Source organism: Mesorhizobium sp. B2-4-19, from assembly GCF_006441315.1.
Lineage (GTDB): Bacteria > Pseudomonadota > Alphaproteobacteria > Rhizobiales > Rhizobiaceae > Mesorhizobium.
In genome coordinates this window covers 138,256-160,327 of the sequence record NZ_VFUV01000008.1, presented here as the reverse complement: position 1 = coordinate 160,327, position 22,072 = coordinate 138,256, and the positions used below count along the sequence as shown (strand labels likewise).

At 63.9% G+C, this 22,072-nt stretch carries 27 protein-coding genes; 12 read left to right on the top strand and 15 right to left on the bottom strand.

The features are described 5' to 3' along the window. Window positions 1-3 precede the first annotated feature (3 nt). Both grpE and FJ546_RS16200 read left to right on the top strand, forming a co-directional pair. Window positions 4-636 carry a nucleotide exchange factor GrpE gene (gene grpE, locus FJ546_RS16205; protein WP_140890254.1) on the top strand — a complete coding sequence of 211 codons (633 nt, stop codon included), beginning with the start codon at window positions 4-6 and terminating at the stop codon, window positions 634-636. Window positions 637-764: 128 nt separating this feature from the next. Continuing rightward, on the top strand, window positions 765-1,397 hold the full coding sequence (locus tag FJ546_RS16200) for a trimeric intracellular cation channel family protein (protein WP_140890253.1): 633 nt from the start codon (window positions 765-767) through the stop codon (window positions 1,395-1,397). A 57-nt stretch (window positions 1,398-1,454) separates the two neighbouring features. Here FJ546_RS16200 and FJ546_RS16195 read toward each other — a convergent pair whose 3' ends face one another. From FJ546_RS16195 to FJ546_RS16165, 7 genes are all read right to left on the bottom strand, one after another. Next, window positions 1,455-2,330: a GNAT family N-acetyltransferase gene (locus FJ546_RS16195; protein ID WP_181167963.1), complete on the bottom strand. Its 876-nt coding sequence runs from the start codon at window positions 2,328-2,330 to the stop codon at window positions 1,455-1,457. Between the two features lie 288 nt (window positions 2,331-2,618). Further along, window positions 2,619-4,901 carry a PAS domain-containing hybrid sensor histidine kinase/response regulator gene (locus FJ546_RS16190; protein WP_140890251.1) on the bottom strand — a complete coding sequence of 761 codons (2,283 nt, stop codon included), beginning with the start codon at window positions 4,899-4,901 and terminating at the stop codon, window positions 2,619-2,621. 142 nt (window positions 4,902-5,043) lie between these two features. Next, window positions 5,044-6,033 carry an MDR family oxidoreductase gene (locus FJ546_RS16185; RefSeq protein ID WP_140890250.1) on the bottom strand — a complete coding sequence of 330 codons (990 nt, stop codon included), beginning with the start codon at window positions 6,031-6,033 and terminating at the stop codon, window positions 5,044-5,046. Between the two features lie 57 nt (window positions 6,034-6,090). Further along, window positions 6,091-6,603, bottom strand: a complete 513-nt coding sequence (lspA, locus tag FJ546_RS16180; RefSeq protein ID WP_140890249.1) for a signal peptidase II — start codon at window positions 6,601-6,603, stop codon at window positions 6,091-6,093. Between the two features lie 13 nt (window positions 6,604-6,616). Beyond that, the gene (locus FJ546_RS16175; RefSeq protein WP_140890248.1) at window positions 6,617-7,474 is read right to left on the bottom strand and encodes an RNA methyltransferase; all 858 of its coding nucleotides are present in this window, start codon (window positions 7,472-7,474) and stop codon (window positions 6,617-6,619) included. Next, complete coding sequence (locus FJ546_RS16170) at window positions 7,475-8,560, bottom strand: class I SAM-dependent rRNA methyltransferase (protein ID WP_140890247.1); 1,086 nt, start codon at window positions 8,558-8,560, stop codon at window positions 7,475-7,477. Window positions 8,561-8,662: 102 nt separating this feature from the next. Next, entirely contained in the window at window positions 8,663-9,148 is a 486-nt protein-coding gene (locus FJ546_RS16165) for a DUF1772 domain-containing protein (protein WP_140890246.1), read from the bottom strand. Window positions 9,149-9,249: 101 nt separating this feature from the next. Here FJ546_RS16165 and FJ546_RS16160 point away from each other — a divergent pair, with 101 nt between their 5' ends. The 3 genes from FJ546_RS16160 to FJ546_RS16150 all read left to right on the top strand — a co-directional run bounded on the left by FJ546_RS16160 (window position 9,250) and on the right by FJ546_RS16150 (window position 10,852). Then, window positions 9,250-9,939 carry a YafY family protein gene (locus FJ546_RS16160; protein ID WP_140890245.1) on the top strand — a complete coding sequence of 230 codons (690 nt, stop codon included), beginning with the start codon at window positions 9,250-9,252 and terminating at the stop codon, window positions 9,937-9,939. Between the two features lie 77 nt (window positions 9,940-10,016). Beyond that, complete coding sequence (locus FJ546_RS16155; protein ID WP_140890244.1) at window positions 10,017-10,412, top strand: VOC family protein; 396 nt, start codon at window positions 10,017-10,019, stop codon at window positions 10,410-10,412. Next, a complete protein-coding gene (locus FJ546_RS16150; RefSeq protein ID WP_140890243.1) occupies window positions 10,409-10,852 on the top strand; it encodes an EVE domain-containing protein in 444 nt (147 codons plus the stop codon). The genes FJ546_RS16155 and FJ546_RS16150 overlap by 4 nt, the downstream gene beginning before the upstream one ends. Here the strand turns inward: FJ546_RS16150 and FJ546_RS16145 are convergent. From FJ546_RS16145 to sppA, 4 genes are all read right to left on the bottom strand, one after another. Next, window positions 10,842-11,807 (bottom strand): ornithine cyclodeaminase family protein, encoded by a 966-nt coding sequence (locus FJ546_RS16145; RefSeq protein WP_140890242.1) that lies wholly within the window; start codon window positions 11,805-11,807, stop codon window positions 10,842-10,844. The genes FJ546_RS16150 and FJ546_RS16145 overlap by 11 nt on opposite strands. A 37-nt stretch (window positions 11,808-11,844) precedes the next feature. Continuing rightward, entirely contained in the window at window positions 11,845-12,213 is a 369-nt protein-coding gene (locus FJ546_RS16140) for a DUF1049 domain-containing protein (RefSeq protein WP_095772484.1), read from the bottom strand. A 30-nt stretch (window positions 12,214-12,243) separates the two neighbouring features. Then, on the bottom strand, window positions 12,244-12,528 hold the full coding sequence (locus tag FJ546_RS16135; RefSeq protein WP_006200394.1) for an integration host factor subunit beta: 285 nt from the start codon (window positions 12,526-12,528) through the stop codon (window positions 12,244-12,246). A gap of 80 nt (window positions 12,529-12,608) precedes the next feature. After that, a complete protein-coding gene (gene sppA / locus FJ546_RS16130) occupies window positions 12,609-13,565 on the bottom strand; it encodes a signal peptide peptidase SppA (protein WP_140890241.1) in 957 nt (318 codons plus the stop codon). Between the two features lie 356 nt (window positions 13,566-13,921). Between sppA and lptC the strand changes: the two genes are divergently transcribed. From lptC to ptsN, 6 genes are all read left to right on the top strand, one after another. After that, window positions 13,922-14,635: an LPS export ABC transporter periplasmic protein LptC gene (lptC, locus tag FJ546_RS16125; RefSeq protein ID WP_140890240.1), complete on the top strand. Its 714-nt coding sequence runs from the start codon at window positions 13,922-13,924 to the stop codon at window positions 14,633-14,635. Beyond that, window positions 14,622-15,221 carry an LptA/OstA family protein gene (locus FJ546_RS16120; protein WP_140890239.1) on the top strand — a complete coding sequence of 200 codons (600 nt, stop codon included), beginning with the start codon at window positions 14,622-14,624 and terminating at the stop codon, window positions 15,219-15,221. Before lptC ends, FJ546_RS16120 begins: the two co-directional genes overlap by 14 nt. After that, complete coding sequence (gene lptB / locus FJ546_RS16115) at window positions 15,221-16,039, top strand: LPS export ABC transporter ATP-binding protein (RefSeq protein ID WP_140890238.1); 819 nt, start codon at window positions 15,221-15,223, stop codon at window positions 16,037-16,039. Before FJ546_RS16120 ends, lptB begins: the two co-directional genes overlap by 1 nt. A 251-nt stretch (window positions 16,040-16,290) precedes the next feature. Next, a complete protein-coding gene (gene rpoN, locus FJ546_RS16110; protein WP_140890237.1) occupies window positions 16,291-17,817 on the top strand; it encodes an RNA polymerase factor sigma-54 in 1,527 nt (508 codons plus the stop codon). 266 nt (window positions 17,818-18,083) lie between these two features. Further along, window positions 18,084-18,662 carry a ribosome-associated translation inhibitor RaiA gene (raiA, locus tag FJ546_RS16105; protein WP_140890236.1) on the top strand — a complete coding sequence of 193 codons (579 nt, stop codon included), beginning with the start codon at window positions 18,084-18,086 and terminating at the stop codon, window positions 18,660-18,662. Between the two features lie 58 nt (window positions 18,663-18,720). Further along, window positions 18,721-19,185: a PTS IIA-like nitrogen regulatory protein PtsN gene (gene ptsN, locus FJ546_RS16100; RefSeq protein WP_019861194.1), complete on the top strand. Its 465-nt coding sequence runs from the start codon at window positions 18,721-18,723 to the stop codon at window positions 19,183-19,185. Window positions 19,186-19,256: 71 nt separating this feature from the next. On the opposite strand, the gene FJ546_RS16095 is transcribed toward ptsN, so the two are convergent. Then, on the bottom strand, window positions 19,257-19,514 hold the full coding sequence (locus tag FJ546_RS16095; RefSeq protein ID WP_032920755.1) for a DUF1150 family protein: 258 nt from the start codon (window positions 19,512-19,514) through the stop codon (window positions 19,257-19,259). A gap of 64 nt (window positions 19,515-19,578) precedes the next feature. Further along, on the bottom strand, window positions 19,579-20,004 hold the full coding sequence (locus FJ546_RS16090; protein ID WP_013893014.1) for an Hsp20 family protein: 426 nt from the start codon (window positions 20,002-20,004) through the stop codon (window positions 19,579-19,581). Window positions 20,005-20,260: 256 nt separating this feature from the next. On the opposite strand from FJ546_RS16090, the gene FJ546_RS16085 reads away from it, so the two are divergent. After that, window positions 20,261-21,202, top strand: coding sequence for a nucleoside hydrolase (locus tag FJ546_RS16085; protein ID WP_140890235.1), 942 nt, complete (start codon window positions 20,261-20,263; stop codon window positions 21,200-21,202). 58 nt (window positions 21,203-21,260) lie between these two features. On the opposite strand, the gene FJ546_RS31265 is transcribed toward FJ546_RS16085, so the two are convergent. Then, a complete protein-coding gene (locus tag FJ546_RS31265; RefSeq protein ID WP_181167956.1) occupies window positions 21,261-21,401 on the bottom strand; it encodes a hypothetical protein in 141 nt (46 codons plus the stop codon). 45 nt (window positions 21,402-21,446) lie between these two features. Continuing rightward, a complete protein-coding gene (locus FJ546_RS16080; RefSeq protein ID WP_140890234.1) occupies window positions 21,447-22,061 on the bottom strand; it encodes a LysE family translocator in 615 nt (204 codons plus the stop codon). Between the last annotated feature and the right edge of the window lie 11 nt (window positions 22,062-22,072).

The following is a 22,072-nucleotide window of genomic DNA, read 5'->3' as shown; positions in this document are numbered from 1 at the left end:
GCGATGAGCGACCAGGCAAAAGACGAACGCGCGCCCAGTGAAGCCGAGGCGGCCGAGGCCAATGCCGAGCGCATGGAAGGCAGCATCGACGGCGACTATGAAGCGCTTGTACGACTGCTGAAGGAAAATGAAGAGCTGAAGGACCGCGCGTTGCGCGTCGCGGCCGAGATGGAGAACCTGCGCCGCCGCACCGCGCGTGACGTGCACGACGCGCGTACCTATGCGGTTGCGAATTTCGCCCGCGACATGCTGTCGGTGTCGGACAATCTGCGCCGCGCGCTGGACGCCATTCCGGCGGAGGCCAAGGCCTCGGGCGACGCCGGCTTCAAGGCGCTGATCGAAGGCGTCGACCTGACCGAGCGCGCCATGCTGTCGGCGCTGGAACGGCATGGGGTCAAGAAGCTCGCGCCGGAAGGCGAGAAGTTCGATCCCAATTTCCACCAGGCCATGTTCGAAGTGCCCAATCCCGATGTACCGGCCAACACCGTCGTCCAGGTCGTGCAGCCGGGCTATTCGATCGGCGAGCGCGTGCTGCGTCCGGCCATGGTCGGCGTCGCCAAGGGCGGCCCGAAGGTTGCCGCTGAGGCGCCGGTCGAGCCGGGGCCGGTGAATGAGCAGGCGGAGAAGGATGCGTAGTTAGGGGTTAGGCAGTAGGGCAGTAGGGCAGTAGGGAATAAGGCAGTCGTATCAATCGTGCGGCTTCGTGCTATTCATACGCCCAATTCCTAAATCCCTACTCCCTACTCCCTACTCCCCTTACCGCCATGCATCCCATCGCCCTTCTCGACTATGCCGGCGTCGCTGTTTTTGCGGCGACCGGGGCGTTGGCTGCTTCGCGAAAGCAACTCGACATTATCGGTTTCCTGTTCCTCGCCAGCGTCACCGGCATTGGCGGCGGCACGTTTCGCGACCTGATCCTCAACGTGCCGGTCTTCTGGGTGGGAAACCGCGACTATGTGCTGATCTGCGCCGTGGTGGCGATCCTGGTCTTCTTCACCGCGCATCGCGTCGAATCCCGCTACAAGCTGCTGTTGTGGCTCGACGCCATCGGGCTGGCCGCCTTTTCAGTGATGGGTGCGGCCAAGGGCCTGGCAATCACCGGTTCGCCGGTGGTCTCGATCATCACCGGCATGCTGACCGCGACCTTCGGCGGCATATTGCGCGATCTGCTTGCCGGTGAACCATCGGTGCTGCTGAGGCCGGAGATCTACGTCACCGCCGCTCTGGCGGGCGCCGCCATCTTCACATTGGGCGACGTCGCCGGATTGCCGCAGATCGTCTCGGGGTTGGCCGGCTTCGTCGTGGCGCTCGCCGTGCGCGGCGGCGCGCTGCGTTTCGGCTGGTCGTTTCCGTCGTACAGGAGCCGGCCTGGCCGGCGGCCGGAGGATATTCCGTAAGGAAGGGAATAGTGAGTAGTCAGCGAAGCGTGAATCGTAGCGTCTTTCCTACTGCCCTTACGCCGCAAAGCGCTGCGCTTCCCCGCCATAGTAGTTGACGTAGCGGGCGCCGATCTCCTTGACCGGCATCACCACGAAGACATCGACGGTCGAGAATTCGCGGTCGATGACGCAGCCGTCGCCGATGCGGGCGCCGACCCTCAGATAGCCCTTCACCAGAGGCGGCATCGCCGCGATCGCCGCCTTGGTGTTGACCGCCTCGATCGGCATCAGGTCCATGGAACAATAGCGCCCGGACACCGCGCGCACGTCCCAGGCCGAATTCGTGCGGCAGTGATGGGCGAGATAGGTTAGCGCCTCGGCATGCGCCGCCGGCACGGTGCCGTGGAAGGAAGCGCAGCCGGTCATCACGCCGATCTCGTAGTGATTGATGTAGGCCCAGATGCCTTGCCACAGCGCCTCGATGGTGCGCTTCGAGCGGTATTCCGGCAAAACGCAGGATCGGCCGAGTTCGAGGAAACGCTGGCCGGGATGGCGGGCGATGAGCTTGGTCAGCTCGAATTCGCCTTCGGAATAAAAGCCCCCGGCGGCGGCCGCGATTTCTTGCCGCAGCAGCCGGTAAGTGCCGACGATGCGGCGGTGTTCGGGGCCGGAAATCGAATTGTCGAAGACGAGCAGATGATCGCAAAGCGGATCGAATCGGTCGGCGTCGCGGCGGTCCTGCACCTGGAACAGGTCCTTGCGGGCGCCAAGCTCGTCATAGAATACGCGATAGCGCACTTCCTGCGCGGCCGCGATCTCGGCCTCGTTGCGGGCGAGCCGCACTTCGAGATTGCCGATACGGCCGAGTGCTGCGCCTTTTATGACGGAATCGACATTACGCCCGCCGAGCAAGGCGCTGCTGGCGTTCGGCCGAGTGTCACATTCCGGCATAACTGTATGCACGAGTGATTCTCCTTCGAGCCATCCCTCTTGGCACGGGGATACGGTGTAGGTGCAACAGGATTGTGACAGTACCGTGATAAGGCGTCGCGGGCAATACTTCGTCGGCTGGCGAAAACGGTCAACCGGCTACGTTAGGTGAGGAGGAGCGAGGTGCCTTTCGTTCGCACGGATCAACTCGCCGCGCTTCAAACCCTTGTTTTCATGCATGTCGCCCTCGATAGTTCGGGGCCTCTTTGGGTTGGCATGCATCAGCCGCCCAGCTGGAAAAAAAGCAGATCAAGCCGCAACCTGGCCCTCGACGGCGTTGACAAGCGCATCCGGGTCGAGGGGCTTGGTGACGAAGCCGCTGGCGCCATGGGCAAGCACCGCATGGCGCGTCTTTTCCTGGCTGTCGGCCGACAGCACCATGATCGGCACAGGTGGTGCCGATGTCTCTTCCTCATGGCGGCGGATCGCGGCAATGGCATCCAGCCCGTCCATGACCGGCATATGCAGGTCCATCAGCACTACGTCGAAGCGGTGCTTGTGCCCGGCGCTGGTGACGGCCTCGACTGCGGCCTTGCCATTGCCGACTACCTTGACGCGGTGCCCCGCCTTCAACAGCGTGGCGCGGGCCAGCATGGCATTGATGTCGTTGTCCTCAGCGATCAGCACGGACAGGCCCACCTGGCGGTCGCTGGAGGCGCGCAACGCCGGGGTGCGGCGCTTTTCCGGCTGCGGCTGGGCAAGCGCCGGCGTGTGGCTGGTCAAAAGAACGCGCAAAAGTGTTCCACCGCGCACAGGCCGGGCCAGGAAGGTCGCGTAGCCGCTGGCGCGGAACTCGCCAAGCATGCCGCGATCGGTCGGCGCGATCAGCGTGATGGCTTCGCAATCGGAAAAGCCGCCTTGGCGCAACCGCTTCAGCACCCTCCCATCACTCTCCTCCATGGCCGCGTCGACCAGAAGCACGTCGCAGCCCTCGGCCAGGGGCACCGCCTGCGCCACGGTGGTGGCGATACCGGCCGTGCCGCCATTGGCGCGGATGGTGCGGGCGATCGCGTCGGCCTCGACGGTGTTCCTGGATAGGATCACCGCGTGTCTGCCGGTGAGTGCGGTCTGCCGGTTCTGCGGCGCCTCGGTGGCCGACGTTGCCGGGATTTCGAAGACGAAGTCCGACCCTTGGCCAAGCCGGCTGGACACCGAAATCGTGCCGCCCATGGCCGCCACCAGCCGCTTGGAGATGGCAAGTCCGAGCCCCGCTCCGCCATGTGCGCGCGTCGACGTGCCGTCGGCCTGTTCGAACTCCTCGAAGATACGCTCCATGTCCTCTTCGCGCAGGCCGGGACCGGTGTCGGTGATGGTGAAGCAGATGCGGTCGCTGGTCTCGGTGCGGGCGCGCGCAATGCCGACCAGCACGCCGCCGCCGTCGGTGAACTTGATGGCGTTGCCGATCAGATTGAGCAGCACCTGCCTGACCCGGCCTGGATCGGCTGTGATCAATTGCGGTACATCCGGTTCGACGTGGCAGCCGAGGCCAATACCCTTCGCGAAGGCGCGGGCGGCAAGCAATTCGATGATGTTGTCGGCGATCTCGCGCACCGACATGGGCTGCGGTTCCGGATCGAAGCGACCGGCCTCGATCTTGGAATAGTCGAGCAGATCCTCGATCAGGGCGAGCAGGGCGCTGGCCGAGGTCGAGATGGCGCCGACATAGGTCTGCTGTTCCGGCGACAGGCTGGTATCGGCGAGCAGCCTGGCCATGCCCATGATGCCGTTCATCGGCGTGCGGATTTCATGGCTGACCGTGGCGAGGAAGCGCGATTTGGCCTGGCTTGCGTATTCGGCGCGCTCGCGCGCGGTGATGAGCGAGGATTCGGCGCGCTTGCGGGCAGTGATCTCGCGGGCGATGGCGCGATGCGATGCCGTGCCGCTGTCCTTGTCGCGCACCGACAGTTCGATCCAGGAGAACCAGCGCGGGCCGCTTGGCGTGCGGATGGCGACATCGGTGGAACTGAGGCACTCATGGTCGGAAAAGGCGGCGTCGGGGACGATGCCGACCTCGATGCCAAGTTCGGCCAGGGTCTTGCCGGCAAGATCGCGCTGATCGGCTTCGACCAGATCGGCGAACACCTTGTTGGCATAGACGATGTGGCCGTCGCGATCGCGATGGATGACGAGGTCGCCCAGCGCATCGATGAGACCGCGAAAGCGCTCCTCGCTTTCCTGCATTTCCCACATGCGGTCGGCCAGCGTCTCGATCTCGGCGCGGCTTCGGGCGGTGGTCTCGTCCAGCAGTACCACGGTGCGGTGGACGCTGCGTCTGGCATGGAAATGCATGGCCAGGCCGGCGAGGCCGGTTGCCAGCAAGGCGAGGCTGATGAAGATCGGCGCCCCCGTCAGATGCGCGAGGCCCGCCAGGACCAGGATGGCGACGAAGGTGAGCAGCGGCAGGCCTTCCCGCCTGACCAATTGTTGCTCGGGCACCAGCGGCGGCGCGGCGATGAACCGCCGCGCCGGCGCCGCAACCGCATCGACATCGTCGCCCTTGTTCGCCTGTTGGCTGTCGGATTCCGCGATCATGCGAAACCCTTGCCAGACAGAGATTATGGAAAATTGCGGCGGATCGTTCGAATTTTAGCGGATAGGCGTTTTTGTCCCGGCAGCGGCGTATTCGCCACCGGATTAGGCGATCCGTCCGCCGGCTGGAGCCCGCGAGGCGGGCTTACATGTCGACGACGACGCGACCGCGGATCTTGCCGTCGACGATGTCGCGCGCGGCATCGATGATGTTGCCGAAGCCGATGGTCGTGGACAGGCTGGCGAGCTTCTGCAGGTCGAGATCGGTGCCGATGCGCCGCCAGGCCTCGAGGCGCACGGCCTTCGGCGCCATCACCGAATCGATGCCGAGCAGCGAGACGCCGCGCAGGATGAAGGGGGCGACGCTCGACGGCAGATCCATGCCGCCGGCCAGGCCGCAGGCCGCGACCGCGCCGCCATAGGAGGTCATCGACAGCACATTGGCCAGCGTGTGGCTGCCGACCGAATCGATGCCGCCGGCCCAGCGTTCCTTGGCCAGCGGTTTGGCGGGCTGGCTGAGCTCGTCGCGCGAGATCACCTCGGCGGCGCCGAGATTTATCAGATAGGGGCTTTCCGCATTGCGTCCGGTCGACGCAATGACGTGGTACCCGAGGCTGGACAGGATGGAGACCGCGACCGAACCGACGCCGCCGGCAGCACCCGTCACCACCACCGGGCCGCGATCGGGCAGGATGCCGTGCCGCTCCAGCGCCATGACGCAGAGCATGGCGGTATAGCCGGCGGTGCCGACCGCCATCGCGTCATGGGCGCTGATGCCTTCCGGCAGCGGCACCAGCCAGTCGCCCTTGACGCGGGCGCGCCCGGCATAGGCGCCGAAATGCGTCTCGCCGACACCCCAGCCATTCAGGATGACCTTGTCTCCCTTGCGCCAGTCGGGATTGGAGGACGAGATGACCGTGCCGGCGAAGTCGATGCCCGGCACCAGCGGCCAGCGGCGAACCACCGGCGCCTTGCCCGTAATGGCCAGCCCATCCTTGTAGTTCACCGTCGTCGCCTCGACCGCGACGGTGACGTCACCCTCCATCAGGTCGGCTTCGGTGAGGTCCGTCACGGCGACCGACTGTTTCTTGTCGGCGTCGCGCGAGACGAGGATGGCTTTGAAGGTTTCGGACATCTTTTTCTCCGCGAACTTGCTTGGCGTCCTGGACTGTGCGGCGATGGCCGCGTGGGGTCAATCTTTGGAAGGTTTGGCTTTGGAAGGTTTGGCATTCGAAGGTTTGGGCTCGCGGCGCCAGCCGATGAGTTCGTCGAAGACGACCAGTGCCGCGCCCACGGAAATGAAGGCGTCGGCGAGGTTGAAGACGGCAAAGGACCAGACCGGCGTGTGGAACAGGATGTAATCGATGACGTGGCCGTAGACGGCACGGTCGATCAGATTGCCCAGCGCGCCGCCGATGATCAGGGCAAAGCCGGTGCGGGCGATGACATGGCCCGATGGCGTGCGGGTGGCGAGGTAGAGCACGAAAGCCACGACCATAACGGCGATGACCACCAGCCCAGTATCGCCGAAGGAGGAGAACATCGAGAAGGCGATACCGGTGTTGTAGGTGCGGAACAGCGCCAGGAACGGCACCAGATCGAGCTTTTCCTGGAAGGGCAGGCCGGTCTCGACCAGATGCTTGATCCACTGATCGAGCGCGATGGCCGCGACGACGAGCAGCGCGTAGGGGGACCATGATCTCACGGGCGGGCAACCTTCATTGCTGGTCGGCGATTGGTTCGAGCCTCAGCGCGCCGCGCCGGATCTCGAACAGCATGATGCCGGTGGCGACGGCGAGATTGAGCGAATCGGCGCGGCCCGCTTGCGGAATCCTGAGCAGCCGGTCGCAACTCGCCGCCAGGCTTTCAGGCAGGCCCTGTTGCTCATTGCCCATCATCAGCAGCACAGGCCCACGGGAAAAATCGACCGAGCGGTAGTCGACCGCACCCTTCAGATGCGTGCCGGCGACAAGGCCAGAAAATCCGCCGCGCCAGGCAAGGAAGGCCTCGGTCGCTGCCTTCGCCACCGGCACGGCGAAGATCGAACCCATGGTGGCGCGCACCGTCTCGACGGAAAACGGATCCGTGGTGTCGCCGACCAGGATGACACCCTTGGCGCCGACGGCATCGACGGTGCGGATGACGGTGCCCAGATTGCCGGGGTCGCGGACCCGGTCGAGCGCCACCCAGACGTCGCCATTGTCGGCGCGGATGTCCTTCAGGGCGAGAAATCTCTGTGAAAAAACGCCGACCACCATTTGCGGATTGTCGCGGCGGGTGATGGCGACAAGCACTTTTTCCGAGACTTCGAGCACCGTGCCGCCGGCGGCAACCGTGCGCGCCGCGACCTTTTCCACGGCCGGGTTGCCCCGCCCGGCCTTGGCGAACACAAGCGTCCTGATCTGCCAGCCCAAGTCGAGCGCATCGATGACCAGCTTCAGCCCCTCCGCCATGAAGGCGTTCTGCTGGTCGCGGAATTTCTTCAGGGCGAGTGCCTTGATGTCCTTGATCAGCGGATTGGCGAGGCTGGTGACCTCCTTGACCTGGCCGGGTGCGCCCACATGCCGTTCGTTCATTCAGGCCACCCAACGCGAAAACAATGAGGTCGAAAGCGCCCTGCCGGCGGACTTTTCGCGGATGATCAGCTCACCCGATTCAACCCTGCCGCCCATGCCGGCGAACGTGTCGCGCATCAAAGCGTGGATCGCGAAGAAGGAGGCGCGGATCGAATAGGCGGTCAACACCACGGCAAGCGGCTTCGGCGTCAGGATCGCGCGGCAGAGATCGGTCAGGGCAGGCAGATCCTGGAACAATTGCCAGACCTCGCCCTTGGGACCGCGGCCATAGGCCGGCGGGTCGAACAGGATGATGTCGTAGCGGCTGCCGCGGCGCTCCTCGCGCTCGGCAAATTTCACCGCGTCGTCGACGATCCAGCGGATCGGCTTGCCGCCTAGCCCGGCCATCTCCTGGTTTTCACGCGCCCAGCCGATCGCCTTCTTCGAGGCATCGACATGGGTGACCTCGGCGCCGGCGCGGGCCGCCACCAATGAGGCGAGGCCGGTATAGCCGAACAGGTTCAGCACCTTGACCGGCCGCCTGGCCGCCGCGATCAGCCCGGCCATGTGGTCCCAGTGCGAGGCCTGTTCGGGAAAGACGCCGACATGGCGAAACGAGGTGAAACGGCCGAGATAATCTATGCCGTCATGCTTCATCGGCCAGGTCTCGCCGAGCGGCATCCTCGGGAAACGCCAGCGGCCGATGCCCTCTTCGTCGGTGTCGCCGGTGAAGATGGCGTCGGCACGCTCCCAGTCCCTCGCCGGCAAGGCCTTCTGCCAGATCGCCTGGCCCTCTGGCCGCACGATGCGGTAGGGGCCGTATTGTTCGAGTTTCTGGCCGGCGCCGCTGTCGAGCAGCGCATAATCGGCATTCGGCGCCACTTCGAGAATCAGCGGAAGCTGCTCGGCAGGCAGGGCGCCGTCGCGGCGGGCAAGGATGCGCGGCGCGGAATTCGGCGCGGGCTGGCTGTCCGGGCTGCCGGCCTGCTTTTCCCGTGGCTTTGCCTCCGACCTTGCCGCACCGCGATTGTCGTGCGCACGCGCCTGTTGCGCGCCGTCTTTCGCGGGCGGGCGGCCGTCGCGGCGTTTGTCGCGAAAAGACTTCAAGAAGCAGCATCTCCGGCGGTTCGGCCCGCTTCTGCCACAGCTATGCCCTTCGGCGCAACAAAACCCGCGCGACATTGCGACGGCGGAGCGGTGGCGGGCGGTTCAGCCGCGCCTGATCGCAAGCAGGGCAAGAGCCAGCGAAATGAAGCCGGCGGTTTTGAATGCCGTGACGGCCATGTGGCCGGTTTCCCAACGCAGCCGGATGGCTTCGAAACCATCCGGGATCGGGCCAGGCACCCAGGTGGCGAGGACGTCATTGGCCGGTTTGACGAGAACGAACCACAACACGAGCGACAGCGCGTAGAGCAAGGCGGCTGCGAGCGCGAACCAGAACGCCGGGCGATCCTCGCGCAGCAGCCAGGCCAGCAGTCCGGGGCAGGCGATTGCCGCGATATCCAGCGGCGCGCCAATCACCGCGAAGAGCAGGAACTGGCCGTTGAAAACGGTGGTCTCGCGCCAAAGGGCCGGCGACCACTGGGTGAGCCGGGGTGCCGATTCCAGGACGTGGGCGAAAGACGGCCCGAGGCTGAGTGCGGCGACCATGGCAGTCAGCACAGACCAGAACAGAAGAAAACCGTATATCTGCATGCCGGAACAACGGTCCCTCGTCCGAGGAGTTCCGAGCCATCATGCCGCTTGCGGCGCCAAGCATGCAGGCCCTATCGTTCGTCGCCAACGGATTGCCATTGATGTCCCGCTCCGAACGCCTGCTCGACCTGATCCAGTCGCTGCGCCGGCACCGCGGTCCGGTGAGCGGGCACGCGCTGGCCGATGAGCTCGGGATTTCGATCCGTACGCTCTACCGCGATATCGCCACGCTGCAGGGGCAGGGCGCGCCGATCGAGGGCGAGGCAGGGCTGGGTTATGTGCTCAAGCCCGGCTTCATGCTGCCGCCGCTGATGTTCAGCGACGAGGAGATCGAAGCTATCGTGCTCGGTTCGCGCTGGGTTGCCAAGCAGCCGGACCAGCGTCTTTCGGCCGCTGCCGCCAATGCGCTGGCCAAGATCGCGGCCGTGCTGCCGGACGATCTGCGCGAGGATCTCGATGCCTCGACCCTGTTGGTGGGGCCGCAGATGACGGCCATTGAAGGCATAGATCTTGGCGTCGTGCGGCAGGCCATCCGCCACGAACGCAAGCTCGGTTTTCTTTATCGCGATGCCGGGGGCGCTGCTTCGCAACGTATCGTCTGGCCGTTCGCGCTCGGCTTCTTCGACAAGGTGCGGGTGGTGGTGGCGTGGTGCGAGATGCGACAGGATTTCCGGCATTTTCGCGCCGATCGCATATCCGGCCTCGACGCCGTCGATGCGCGCTATCCGCGTCGCCGCCAGGTGCTGCTCAAGGAGTGGCGGGCGACGCTCGACAAGCCGCGCGTGCCATGATGCCTACTGCCAGAATCTGACAGTAGCTTGCCCTATATCAGCCAAGTCGAAACGTTGAACCAGCTTGGAGAGCAGTCATGGTAAGCCCGAATTTCGTCATTCTCTATGTCGACCAGCCGCTCAAGAGCGGTGCCTTCTACAGCGCGCTGCTGGGGCGCGAGCCGGTCGAAAGCGCGCCGACCTTCGTGCTGTTCGAGCTCGACAACGGCTTCAAGCTCGGCCTGTGGTCGCGCCATACGGTCGAGCCGGCGGCGGCCGCGGCCGGTGGCGGCGCCGAGATCGTGTTTGCGCTGGAGACGCCGGATGCGGTCGATGCCACCCACGCCGACTGGTCCGGACGCGGCTTGAAGATCCTGCAGACGCCGACCGACATGGATTTCGGCCGCACTTTCGTTGCGCTCGATCCCGACAACCACCGCCTGCGCGTCTACTGGTTGTCCGACGGGCAACAGGCCGATGGGGAACAGAAATGAGCGCGTATTGGATCGCCGTTGCGTCGGCCGAACATGTCCGGCGCGGCCGAAAGGACGGTTTCATGCAGGTCAACCACGGCAAGGCTGCGCCGTTGCGTCGCGTCAAGCCCGGCGACGGCATCGTCTATTATTCGCCGACCACAGTTTTGGGCGAAAAAGACGGCCTGCAGGCGTTCACGGCAATCGGCACGGTGCGGGAGGGAGAACCCTATCAGGGCGACATGGGCGGCGGCTTCACGCCGTTCCGGCGCGATGTCGCGTGGATGGCGGCGGAGGACGCGCCGATCAAGCCGTTGCTCGAACGGCTGGACTTCACCGCCGGCAAGTCGAACTGGGGGTATCAGCTGCGCTTCGGCCTGTTCGAAATCACCGATCACGATTTTCGTCTGATCGCAGAGGCGATGGGTGCTGCAACGAAACTTGCAGAAGCTAGGGCTTGAGAGCCTTGTATACGGCAATGCCCGCGGCGAGGTCTTCGAGTGCCGCGCCAACCGACTTGAACAGCGTGATCTCGTCGGCGCTCCCGCGACCTTTGCCCTGGCCGCGCGCCAGTTCGTGCAGGTCGGCGACGATGGCGTCCGGCTTCAGCACGCCGGAGGCCAGCGGCTGGACGATATCGCCGGCCTCCTTGGTGGCGCCGGCGCGGGTGTCGACATAGACGCGGGCGCGGGCGATGGCGTCGTCATCACTTTCACGCATCGTCGGGGTGAAGCCGCCGACCAAGTCGACATGGGTGCCTGGCCGCAACAGAGCACCCTTGATCAGCGGCGTGGTGGTGATCGTCGCCGAGGAAACGATATCGGCCCCACCAAGCTCGGTATCAAGGTCGCTCGCGGCGCTGGCCGCAAAGCCATCGGCGCGCAAATCGGCCGCGACTTTCTCGGCGTTTGCCGGGGTGCGGTTCCAGATACGGATGGTTTTGATCGGCCGCACGGCCGAATGCGCCTTGGCGAGGAACGGCGACAGGGCGCCCGCGCCGACCACAAGCAGCCGCGAGGCGTCGTCGCGGGCAAGGTAGGAAGCCGCCAGCGCCGAGGCACAGGCGGTGCGCCACTGCGTCAGCCGCTGGCCGTCGATCAGGGCCGCCGGTTCGCCGGTTGCGCCATCGAGCAGGAGATAGAGCCCCATCACGGCGGGCTTGCCGATGGCGTTGTTGTCGGGCGAGACGGTGACGATCTTGACCCCGATATGGCCGCCGGAAGACGTGCCGGCGGCGTTGAAATCGGTCCATGCCGGCATCAGCAGCAAGGTCGAGGCCGCACCATCGGGCCGTTCGACAGCGTGATGATGTCTGACCGGCTGCACCGCACCTTCGCGGAATGCCGTGCGCAACGTCTCGACCAGTCCGGGAAAGGTCAGCGCACGGTCGACCTCGGCGGCCGAAATAGTCAGCATGAACAGCTCCGTGGAACGAAAGACGCCGGCCGGCCCATCAACTGGTCGGCTTTGGCAATGCCGACCCTTGGGCCGACCCTTGGGCCTGTCCTTGGGCTGATCCCTGCGGCGCCGACGGCGCGCGGCTGACCGCCTGGCGCAGGTTTTCCGCCTCGACGCCGCGCTGGCGCGCCAGTTTGCGGTAGCGGCCCTGCTTGACCCAGGTCGCCAGGCTGCCGACGATCATGCCGATGGCAAGCGCCAGGAACAGGAAAATGAAGAGCGGCAAGGTGAGCGTCAGCTTCGGATTGCCGGGATTGAACGGATCCAGCGTGAAGGCGACGAGTTCGCGGTTGGCGACGGCCAGCGCGATCAGGATGATCGCCAGGGGCACGAAGACCACGATGAGCATGAAACGATTGAGCATTATGTTTTCCGTCGGAAGTTGGCGCTGCGCCTACTTGCCGCCGTTCAGCCTTTCGCGCAGTTCCTTGCCGGTCTTGAAGAACGGCACCCATTTCTCTTCGACCTCGACGGATTCGCCGGTGCGCGGGTTGCGGCCGGTGCGGGCGGGACGGTTTTTCACCGAAAAGGCACCGAATCCGCGCAACTCGACCCGGTTGCCTTCGGCGAGTGCGTCGGTGATCTCGTCGAAGATCGCGCCGACGATGTTTTCGACGTCGCGCAGGAAAAGATGCGGATTGCGCGTGGCAATAATCTGCACAAGTTCGGACTTGATCATCAGACGGGTCCCCGTGAAAGCAGTTCGGTCGAAATTATGAGGATGATTTTATTGGCTTTTTCAGCTGTCCCAAACCGCGCTCAAGGGTGCCAGACAGAAACGAGGCCGTCAAGAAACAAGCGGTCGGCGCCAAGTTCATGGATGACATCACTGCTGTGGTCCGGCAGGCCAAGCGCGCTGCCCACCATTTTTACCATGGCTTTTGACCACAGGAAGCTGCCGCGCCGCTCCGTGTCTTTCCATTCGACCACCTTGAGCTTGGCGTCGACACCCTTGGTCGCCAGCCAGTCGATCGCCTCGGTTTCGCCGCCGACGGCGTCGATCAGCCCGTTGGCGACACCCTGGCGGCCGGTGAAGATCGATCCGTCGGCAAGCGCCAGCGCCTGTTGGTGGGTCATCTTGCGGCGTTCGGCGACGATGCCGACAAACCAGTCGTAGCTGTCGAGGATGAGCTTGCGGACCATGGCGCGCTCGTCATCATTGGTCGGCTTGAAGGGAGAAGGCGAAGCCTTGAGCGGCGAGGATTTCACTTCCTCCAGCTTGATGCCGAGCTTGTCCATCAGGCCGCTGACGTCGGGATACTGGATCAGCACGCCGATCGAACCGACGATCGAGGTCTTGCGGGCGACGATGTGATCGGCCGCACTTGCGATCATATAGCCGGCCGACGCGGCGAGTGTGCCGACTTCGGCCACAACCGGCTTGTCGGCGGCCACCTTGCGCACTTCCTCATAGATCGATTCACCGCCGACGGTGGTGCCGCCGGGTGAATCGATCGCGAGGATCACGCCCTTCACCTTCGACGACTTGCGGATGTCTTCCAGACGCTTGATCAGCTCCTCGTCCTCGGTGATCGTGCCTTCGATCCTGACCTTGGCGATATGGTCGACAGCCGAGCCGCCGAGATCGTCGCGATAGAACCAGGCCGACAGTGCGATCACTCCGAGGGCCACGATGCCGATGGCCGCAACACGCCAGAATGTCAGCTTGCGCCGCAAACGGCGGCGGTCGATCAGGTCGTCGGCTCTCAATGCCATGGTCAGCCTCATAGTCGGCGGGAAGAGACGCTTTTAGACCATGATGTCTTCATCGGGAAGCAGTTCCGCTTGCCTATGGCGCGGCAATCCGCCCGCGGCGATCCCAACACTGTCCTTTTTGTGACTGGCCTGCGCAAGGGACGCGAGGTAAGGGAGGAGCAGCGGTGATGAAAAAAAGGCGCAGGCGCGCCCATTTCTGCTATGAAGTACCGGCTGTTGTGCCGACCTCGTTTTAGTTTGTACAACCACAGTTGTCACATTTTTGCGGTTTTCGTGGGCTTGTGCTTGCTTGAGAGTGCCGGCCCCCCACCTATAGGCGGTGTTCCTTGGCGGGCAGGGTCTAGAAGAAAGCAGTCATGTTAGCGCGATCGAATGAACCGACCAGCCCCGAGACGGCGTTGGCTCCCCCGGCGGATGGCTGGACGCGGGGCGATGCGTTCGACCGCGCCCAGCGTCATTCGCGCCGCGTGCGCGTGCTCAAATTCGCCGTGCCCCTGGCCGCGGCGCTGATCGCCGTCGCCTTCCCGCTCTATTCCTATCTGGCCGCCCCCGTCTCGGTCGCGGTGCAGTCGGAAGGCGCCGCCTTTTCCAACGGCAAGCTGGTGATGGCCAATCCCAAGCTCAACGGTTTCACCAAGGAGAAGCAGCCCTATTCGATGACGGCCCTGCGGGCGATCCAGGATGTCAACACGCAAGGCATCATCGAACTCGAAGGCATAGACGCCAAGGTGCCGGTCGGGCCGGACAATGTCGCTGCCATCAAAGCCTCGCACGGTATCTACGATCGCGACGGCAATACGATGAAAATGACCAGCGACGTCATGATCACCACGACGGACGGCATGCAAGCCAAGTTCAAATCGGTCTTCCTCGACATGGGCAAAGGCACTATGAAGACGGACGACCCCGTCGACGTCAGCAGTGGCGGGTCGCAAATCACAGCGGATTCCCTGTCGGTCCAGGACAATGGCAAGATCCTGGTGTTCGAGAAGAGGGTGCGCGTCAACATCGATCCCGCCAGCGTGAAGGCGGCTGAGGCAAAGGGCGAAGAATCGAATGTGGCACAATAGTTCGACACGGCTTGCGGCCGCAACTTCGGTGCTGCTCCTGCTGGGCCTTGTGCCGTCGCTGGCGCAGTCGGGTGCCAGCAGCCAGGTGTCCGGGCTCAAATTGTCCGGCGACAAGCCAATCCAGATCGAAAGCGACAAGCTGGAGGTGCGGCAGGCCGAGAACGTCGCCGTGTTCACCGGCAACGTCACCGTCGTCCAGGGGCCAACCCTGCTCAAGGCCGGCAAGATGATGGTCTATTACGTCAAGGATCCCAACGCGGCCGCCAAGGGCACCGAAGCGGCGGGTGCCGCGATGACCGGCTCCGCCAACATCGATCACCTCGAAGTCAGCAGCAAGGTCTACATCAAGTCGGATGACCAGGTTGCGACCGGCGACAATGGCACCTTCGACATGAAGACGCAGGTGCTGGTCCTGTCCGGCAAGGAAGTGGTGCTGTCGCAAGGCCCCAACGTGCTCAAGGGCTGCAAGCTGACCGTGCAAATGAAGACTGGCCTGGCCAATGTCGATGGTTGCGGGGGACGTGTCATCATGTCGATGACCCCGCCGAAATCGGATGCGCCAAAGGCGGGAGCGACGAACCCCTGATGGCCAGCCTGTCATCGCTGACGGCGCGTCTTCCGGGACGTGCCGCAGCCAAGGTTTCGGCTCCGGCCACGATCACCGTCGACAAGACGAAGTTCAAGGGAACCTTGATCGCCAAGGGCCTGACCAAGAGCTACAAGGGCCGCAAGGTGGTCAGCGGCGTCACGCTTGGCGTGCGCGCCGGCGAGGCCGTCGGGCTGCTCGGCCCCAACGGCGCCGGCAAGACCACCTGTTTCTATATGGTTACCGGCCTTGTGCCGGTGGATGAAGGCTCGATCGAGATCGACGGTTTCGACGTCACCTCGATGCCGATGTATCGTCGCGCCCGCCTCGGTATCGGCTATCTGCCGCAGGAGGCGTCGATCTTCCGCGGCCTCAATGTCGAGCAGAATATCCGCGCCGTGCTCGAAGTGGTCGAGAAGGACCGCAAGGTGCGCGAGCGCAATCTCGACGAACTGCTCGAGGAATTCCACATCAGCCATCTGCGCAAGGCGCCATCCATGTCGCTCTCCGGCGGCGAGCGGCGGCGCCTGGAAATCGCACGCGCGCTGGCGACGCGCCCGGCCTACATGCTGCTCGACGAGCCCTTTGCCGGCATCGATCCGATCGCCGTCGCCGATATCCAGCAGCTGGTGCGCCATTTGACTGCGCGCGGCATCGGTGTCCTCATCACCGACCACAATGTGCGCGAGACGCTCGGGCTGATCGACCGTGCCTACATCATCCATGCCGGCCAGGTGCTGACCCATGGCCGCGCCGACGAGGTGGTGGCGAACCCGGATGTGCGGCGGCTTTACCTCGGCGAGGGCTTTACGCTCTGATCTTTTTTCATGCAATTCCGGGCGGAGGATCGTTTCCGGAAATTTGCCTTAGGCGTGAAATTTGTTTCCTGGCACGATTTTTTGCGTGTCGCGGGCTGATTTTTCGCGATTTTGCCCCGAGATAACGCTCCGGTAAGCGGCTTTTGCTAGGCTTTGCCTTGACAAGCAAAAGCCGGGCCAGTTTCTATGGCCGGCTGCCGAATTCATTTCGGGAGGCGCGGACGCGTAGAGGAGGCGTTTGAAACCGAACCATGGCGTTGGCGGCGAAACTACAGCTCAGACAGTCCCAGTCGCTGGTGATGACGCCGCAGCTGATGCAGTCGATTCGGCTGCTGCAGTTCACCCATGTCGAGCTCGAGCACTTCATCGACGAGGAGATCGAGCGCAACCCGCTTCTGGAACGCGCCGAGCCGCAGGACGACGCCGCGAGCGACCAGGTGCAGAAGATCGAGGCAGAGCCGCAAGCGGCCGCAGAGGGCGACTGGTTCGAGAACGAGACGGGGTGGAGCGCCGAGGCGATATCGGAAAAACTCGATACGTCGCTGGAGAACCTGTTTCCCGACGATCCCGGCACCAGCGAGCGGCTCGGACCCGACCTGACGGCGCAATGGAAATCGGCTTCCGGCAATGGCGGCGGCTCCTCGTCCGAGGGGCTCGACGCCGGCGACATGGCGGCGAGCGCCATCACCTTGCGCGACCATGTCGGCGAGCAGATCGCCCTTGCCTTCGTCGATCCCCCGGCGCGGCTGATCGCAGGCGAACTCGCCGATGGCCTCGACGAGACCGGCTATGTCAGGGCTGATATCGAGGAGATCGCCGCGCGTCTGGGCACCGACGCAGCGAGCGTGGCCAAGGTGCTGGCGGTATGCCAAACCTTCGAGCCGACCGGCCTGTTCGCCCGCGACCTTGCCGAATGTCTTTCGCTGCAGCTTGCGGCGCGCGACCGTCTCGACCCGGCGATGAAGGCCCTGGTCGCCAATCTCGAGCTCTTGGCGCGGCGTGATTTCCAGACGCTGAAGCGGATCTGCGGCGTCGACGAGGAGGATCTGCTCGACATGCTGGCCGAAATCCGGGCACTCGATCCGCGCCCGGGCATGGCGTTTTCGGGCGGCGCCAGCGACGCCGTCGTCGCCGATGTCGAGGTGCGCGCGGCCAATGACGGCAGCTGGACCGTCGAACTCAACGCCGAAACGCTGCCGCGCGTGCTGGTCGACCATATTTATTTCGCCCAGGTGTCGCCGCATGCGAAGAACCAGGCGGAAAAGGATTTCCTGGCCGAATGCCTGCAGAACGCCAACTGGCTGACGCGCAGCCTAGACCAGCGGGCAAAGACGATCCTCAAAGTGGCCTCGGAAATCGTGCGCCAGCAGGATGCGTTCCTGGTCCACGGCGTGCGCCAGCTGAAGCCGCTCAATTTGCGCACGGTGGCCGACGCGATCGGCATGCACGAATCGACCGTCAGCCGCGTCACCGCCAACAAATACATGCTGACCCCGCGCGGCGTGTTCGAACTGCGCTATTTCTTCACCGCCTCGATCGCCGCGTCGGGCGGTGGCGACGCGCATTCCTCGGAAGCGGTGCGTGATCGCATCAAGCAGCTGATCGACGAAGAAAAACCTATCGATGTACTTTCGGATGACGCGATCGTCGACATGCTCAAGGAGAGCGGCGTCGATATCGCCCGGCGCACGGTCGCCAAGTACCGGGAAGGCATGAATATTCCGTCGTCGGTGCAGCGCCGGCGCGAGAAGCGGGCGCTCGCCAGCGCCGGGCGCTAGGCGCCTGCGATTTTCCACAGCTGCCGAGCTTCATTGACAAGCCGCGGGGAAGTGGCTAGAAGCCCGCCCGCATGAGACGGGCCCGATGCCCGCTAGCGGATGGTCCGTCACGACAATGGCCTCGGGACGGTCAAAAAGGCGGCTTGTGATCAACCGGAAAGTTCGGATTTAAATCGGCGCGAGTGACGCCGCAAAGCTTGTGCGCACGGATCACGAGTATAAACTCGGGCCAGTTTGAAGCCTGAGCAAGGAAGGTCAGTTTTCAGATGAATCTGCGCATATCGGGAAAACACATGGATATCGGCGATGCGTTCCGCACACGCATCAACGATCGTGTCGGCGAAGCGATCGGCAAATATTTCGATCGCGGCTTTGCGGGACACGTCACCGTCATCAAATCGGGCTCGCGCTATTCGGCGGATTGCATGATCCGGCTGGATTCCGGCGCCTCGCTGCAGGCCACGGGCGATGCCCAGGATCCGACCCTGGCTTTCGAGGCCGCGGCCGATCGGCTGGAGACCCGGCTTCGGCGCTACAAGCGCCGTCTCAAATCGCACAATTCAGGCAATGGCGATTTGACCGACATCGCCTATACGGTGATGGCGCCGCTCGCCGATGACGACGAGGAGATCCCGGAGGATTTCGCGCCGGCCATTGTCGCCGAATCGACCATGACGTTGAAGACCATGTCGGTGGCCTCGGCGGTCATCGAACTCGATACCAAGGACAGTCCGGTGTTCGTTTTCCGCAACGCCGGAACCGACCATCTCAATATCGTCTATCGCCGGCCCGACGGAAACATTGGCTGGATCGACCCGTCCACGACCAAGGTCGCACAGGGATAAAGCCAGCCGCACGAGGGGTGGGGACTGGCCACGGCAGGCGAACAAGGGATTTTCAAGCATGGATCTGAGCGATCTTATCAGCGTTCCGGCGATCTTGCCGGCGTTGAAGGCGAACTCCAAGAAGCAGCTTCTGCAATTGCTTTCTGAACGGGCGGCGGCGATTTCGGGCATTCCGGAGAGGGAAGTGTTCGACACCATCCTGCAGCGTGAGCGGCTGGGCTCGACGGGCGTCGGCAATGGCATCGCCATTCCGCATGGCAAGCTCGCCGGCGTGAAGCGCATCGCCGGTGTTTTCGCCCGGCTGGAAACGCCGGTCGATTTCGAGTCGCTGGACGACCAGCCTGTCGATCTGGTGTTTCTGCTGTTGGCGCCGGAAGGGGCGGGCGCCGATCATCTGAAGGCCTTGTCGCGCATCGCGCGCGTGCTGCGCGACGCCGACACGGTGGCCAAGATCAGGGGGACGCGCGACGCCGCGGCGATCCACGCGCTGCTGTCGGACACGCAGGCCTCGCACGCCGCCTGAAGCCGGATTTTGAAAAAGACTGCCAAGGGCCGCCGCGAGCGGCCCTCGTCGTTTCAGCCAACCTGTCGCTTTTAGTGAATGGCGACGGTGGTCAGGTCGTTTTCCATGGCGCCGGCCAGCGCGCGGTCACGCGCGTCGGAAAGCAGGATCGGCTGGCCATTGGCGGCAAACAGCGCCCACAGTTCCAGGCCGGGCGCGATTTCACCGATGTTGGGGAAGCGGCCGAGCAACTCATCGCTCGAGACCTTGCGCAGATAAGCGACCGAGCCTTCGCCGAGATGGGCGAATTCACCGCTGGTCATGGTGATATTCTCGTCAGTTCTGGTCATTTCAAGCCTCCTTGGCGCGAGGATGCCGCTCAAGGCCATCCCGCATGAGAGCTGTCGGTGAAGATCAGTCTTTCACCGATATGTTTATTTTCCGTACCAGCCGTTCGGACTCCGGCCGATCGAGGTCGATCGACAAAAGGCCGTTCTTCAGCTCCGCCGCGATCACACGCATGCCGTCGGCCAGCACGAAACAGCGCTGGAACTGGCGCGCGGCGATGCCGCGATGAAGGAATTCGCGCTCGGTGTCGTCGGTCTGACGGCCGCGCACGACCAGCTGGTTTTCCTCCGTTGTCACATCGAGATCGCTTTCGGCGAAACCGGCGACGGCGAGTGTGATGCGCAGCCTTTCGGCCTTGCCGTCGGCACCGCTGAGGCGCTCGATGTTATAGGGAGGGTAGCTGTCACCGGACTTCGCCAGACGCTCCAAGGTCTTTTCCATGGCGTCGAAACCAAGGAGAAGCGGGCTGGAGAAAGGCGTCATTCGGCTCATGTTACACTGTCCTCTCAAGAGCGACATAAACTGGAAAAACCCGGATGGCATTTTTCCCGATGCTCTTGATATGGTCCGCCGCGCGACCAAGTTCAAGCCACCACAAGACCCGCCCAAAAAGACCAAGCCTTGGACTCACAGGAATAATCGACATGGCGCTTGAAACGACGCGCGGATGCAAGGAGAAGCGCCGGGGTCGTTCTTCAGGCGTGCGATCGATCCGGTGAGCTCACGGCCTCCCAAACAAGGAATTGAAATGCCCCAACCACGCAAGATCATCATCGACACCGATCCCGGCCAGGACGATGCCGTCGCCATTCTCTTGGCGCTCGGCAGCAGCGAACTGGAGATCGTCGGCATCACAGCCGTTGCCGGCAACGTGCCGCTGAAGCTTACCGAGAAGAATGCCCGCAAGATTTGCGAACTGGCCGGCCGCCCGGAGGTCAAGGTCTATGCCGGCGCTATCCGTCCCCTGGCGCGCACACTGGTCACCGCCGAGGAAGTGCATGGCAAGACCGGCCTCAACGGGCCGCAGCTGCCCGAACCGACGATGAAGCTACAGGAGCAGTATGCCGTCGACTTCATCGTCGAGACGCTGATGAAGGAAGAGAGCGGCACTATCACGCTCTGCCCGCTCGGACCGTTGACCAACATCGCGCTGGCGCTGATCCGCGAACCGCGGATCGTGCCGCGCATCAAGGAGATCGTGCTGATGGGCGGCGGCTTCTTCGAGGGCGGCAACGTCACGCCCGCGGCCGAGTTCAACATCTATGTCGATCCGCAGGCCGCCGATCTGGTGTTCAAGTCCGGCATCCCGATCGTGATGATGCCGCTCGACGTCACCCACAAGGCGCTGACCACCACCAAGCGCACGCAGGCCTTCCGCGCGCTCGGCACCAAGGTCGGCATCGCGACCGCCGAGATGCTGGAATTCTTCGAGCGTTACGACGAGGGCAAATACGGCACCGATGGCGGCCCGCTGCACGACCCCTGCGTCATCGCCTATCTGTTGAAGCCGGAGCTGTTCAAGGGCCGCAACTGCAACGTCAGCGTGGAGACCGCCTCGGAACTGACCATGGGCATGACCGTGATCGACTGGTGGGGCGTCACCAAGCGGGAAAAGAACGCCATGGTGATGCGCGACATCGACCATGACGGCTTCTTCGCGCTGCTGGTGGAACGGCTGGCGCGGCTGTAGCACTTCCACCCCTTGATGCAGACGGTTTGCCCAGAGGCAGAGAGCTTTTGGGCATGTCTCACTCGGGAAACCGGTAGAAGACGACGCCATTGTCGGGCGTCACGCGTTCGATGCTCGCATCTGACCCAATCAGATGCGGGCGCTCGTCGTCGATGAGCACAGACGAGCCATCATTGAGAACAAGCACATAGATTGCCATTCCAGGGCGCTGCAACTCTTTGCGGCGCCGGCCTCGCGGCCGCCGTTACTTCGACCGCGAAAACGCCAGCCAGAGGCCGCCGCCGACCAGGAAGCTGCCGCTGATCCTGGACATGAGCTTGATGCGGCGGGCCGACAGCAGGCGCCCGGCGCGGCCGGCGGCGAGTGCGTAGGTCGAATCCGACACGGCGGCGAAGATCATGGCGGTGAGGCCCATGACGACGATCTGCAGCGAATAGTCGCCTTGCGGCGCGACGAACTGCGGAAAGAAGGCGCCGAAGAACACCAGCGTCTTGGGGTTGCTGAGCGCCACCAGCAGGCCCTGCAGGAAGAAACCGCCGCGCGGCTTTCTCGCCGTTCCGTCGGCATTCAGCGTGCCCTTGGAGCGGAACATCTGCACACCCATCCAGATCAGGTAGGCGGCGCCGATCAGCCTGACCCATTCGAACCAGTGGCCCATGCCCGCGATCAGCGTGTTGAGGCCGATGCCGACGATGGCTATCATGATGGCAAGCCCGGCCTGCGTGCCGGCGACATTGGCCAGACCGGCGCGGGTTCCATGGCGGATGCTGTTGGCGATGATCAGCGTGACCGTCGGTCCCGGCACCAGGATGATGACGATGCAGGCGAGAACATAGGCGGCGTAGAGTTCCAGCGACATGATCTTCCTCA

Bases quoted from the DNA above. Each gene is read 5' to 3' on its own strand.
- grpE (WP_140890254.1), top strand. From the start codon at position 4: ATGAGCGACCAGGCAAAAGACGAACGCGCGCCCAGTGAAGCCGAGGCG.
- FJ546_RS16200 (WP_140890253.1), top strand. From the start codon at position 765: ATGCATCCCATCGCCCTTCTCGACTATGCCGGCGTCGCTGTTTTTGCG.
- FJ546_RS16195 (WP_181167963.1), bottom strand. From the start codon at position 2,330: ATGCCGGAATGTGACACTCGGCCGAACGCCAGCAGCGCCTTGCTCGGC.
- FJ546_RS16190 (WP_140890251.1), bottom strand. From the start codon at position 4,901: ATGATCGCGGAATCCGACAGCCAACAGGCGAACAAGGGCGACGATGTC.
- FJ546_RS16185 (WP_140890250.1), bottom strand. From the start codon at position 6,033: ATGTCCGAAACCTTCAAAGCCATCCTCGTCTCGCGCGACGCCGACAAG.
- FJ546_RS16175 (WP_140890248.1), bottom strand. From the start codon at position 7,474: ATGAACGAACGGCATGTGGGCGCACCCGGCCAGGTCAAGGAGGTCACC.
- FJ546_RS16165 (WP_140890246.1), bottom strand. From the start codon at position 9,148: ATGCAGATATACGGTTTTCTTCTGTTCTGGTCTGTGCTGACTGCCATG.
- FJ546_RS16160 (WP_140890245.1), top strand. From the start codon at position 9,250: ATGTCCCGCTCCGAACGCCTGCTCGACCTGATCCAGTCGCTGCGCCGG.
- FJ546_RS16155 (WP_140890244.1), top strand. From the start codon at position 10,017: ATGGTAAGCCCGAATTTCGTCATTCTCTATGTCGACCAGCCGCTCAAG.
- FJ546_RS16150 (WP_140890243.1), top strand. From the start codon at position 10,409: ATGAGCGCGTATTGGATCGCCGTTGCGTCGGCCGAACATGTCCGGCGC.
- FJ546_RS16145 (WP_140890242.1), bottom strand. From the start codon at position 11,807: ATGCTGACTATTTCGGCCGCCGAGGTCGACCGTGCGCTGACCTTTCCC.
- FJ546_RS16140 (WP_095772484.1), bottom strand. From the start codon at position 12,213: ATGCTCAATCGTTTCATGCTCATCGTGGTCTTCGTGCCCCTGGCGATC.
- FJ546_RS16135 (WP_006200394.1), bottom strand. From the start codon at position 12,528: ATGATCAAGTCCGAACTTGTGCAGATTATTGCCACGCGCAATCCGCAT.
- sppA (WP_140890241.1), bottom strand. From the start codon at position 13,565: ATGGCATTGAGAGCCGACGACCTGATCGACCGCCGCCGTTTGCGGCGC.
- lptC (WP_140890240.1), top strand. From the start codon at position 13,922: ATGTTAGCGCGATCGAATGAACCGACCAGCCCCGAGACGGCGTTGGCT.
- FJ546_RS16120 (WP_140890239.1), top strand. From the start codon at position 14,622: ATGTGGCACAATAGTTCGACACGGCTTGCGGCCGCAACTTCGGTGCTG.
- lptB (WP_140890238.1), top strand. From the start codon at position 15,221: ATGGCCAGCCTGTCATCGCTGACGGCGCGTCTTCCGGGACGTGCCGCA.
- rpoN (WP_140890237.1), top strand. From the start codon at position 16,291: ATGGCGTTGGCGGCGAAACTACAGCTCAGACAGTCCCAGTCGCTGGTG.
- raiA (WP_140890236.1), top strand. From the start codon at position 18,084: ATGAATCTGCGCATATCGGGAAAACACATGGATATCGGCGATGCGTTC.
- ptsN (WP_019861194.1), top strand. From the start codon at position 18,721: ATGGATCTGAGCGATCTTATCAGCGTTCCGGCGATCTTGCCGGCGTTG.
- FJ546_RS16095 (WP_032920755.1), bottom strand. From the start codon at position 19,514: ATGACCAGAACTGACGAGAATATCACCATGACCAGCGGTGAATTCGCC.
- FJ546_RS16090 (WP_013893014.1), bottom strand. From the start codon at position 20,004: ATGAGCCGAATGACGCCTTTCTCCAGCCCGCTTCTCCTTGGTTTCGAC.
- FJ546_RS16085 (WP_140890235.1), top strand. From the start codon at position 20,261: ATGCCCCAACCACGCAAGATCATCATCGACACCGATCCCGGCCAGGAC.
- FJ546_RS31265 (WP_181167956.1), bottom strand. From the start codon at position 21,401: ATGGCAATCTATGTGCTTGTTCTCAATGATGGCTCGTCTGTGCTCATC.
- FJ546_RS16080 (WP_140890234.1), bottom strand. From the start codon at position 22,061: ATGTCGCTGGAACTCTACGCCGCCTATGTTCTCGCCTGCATCGTCATC.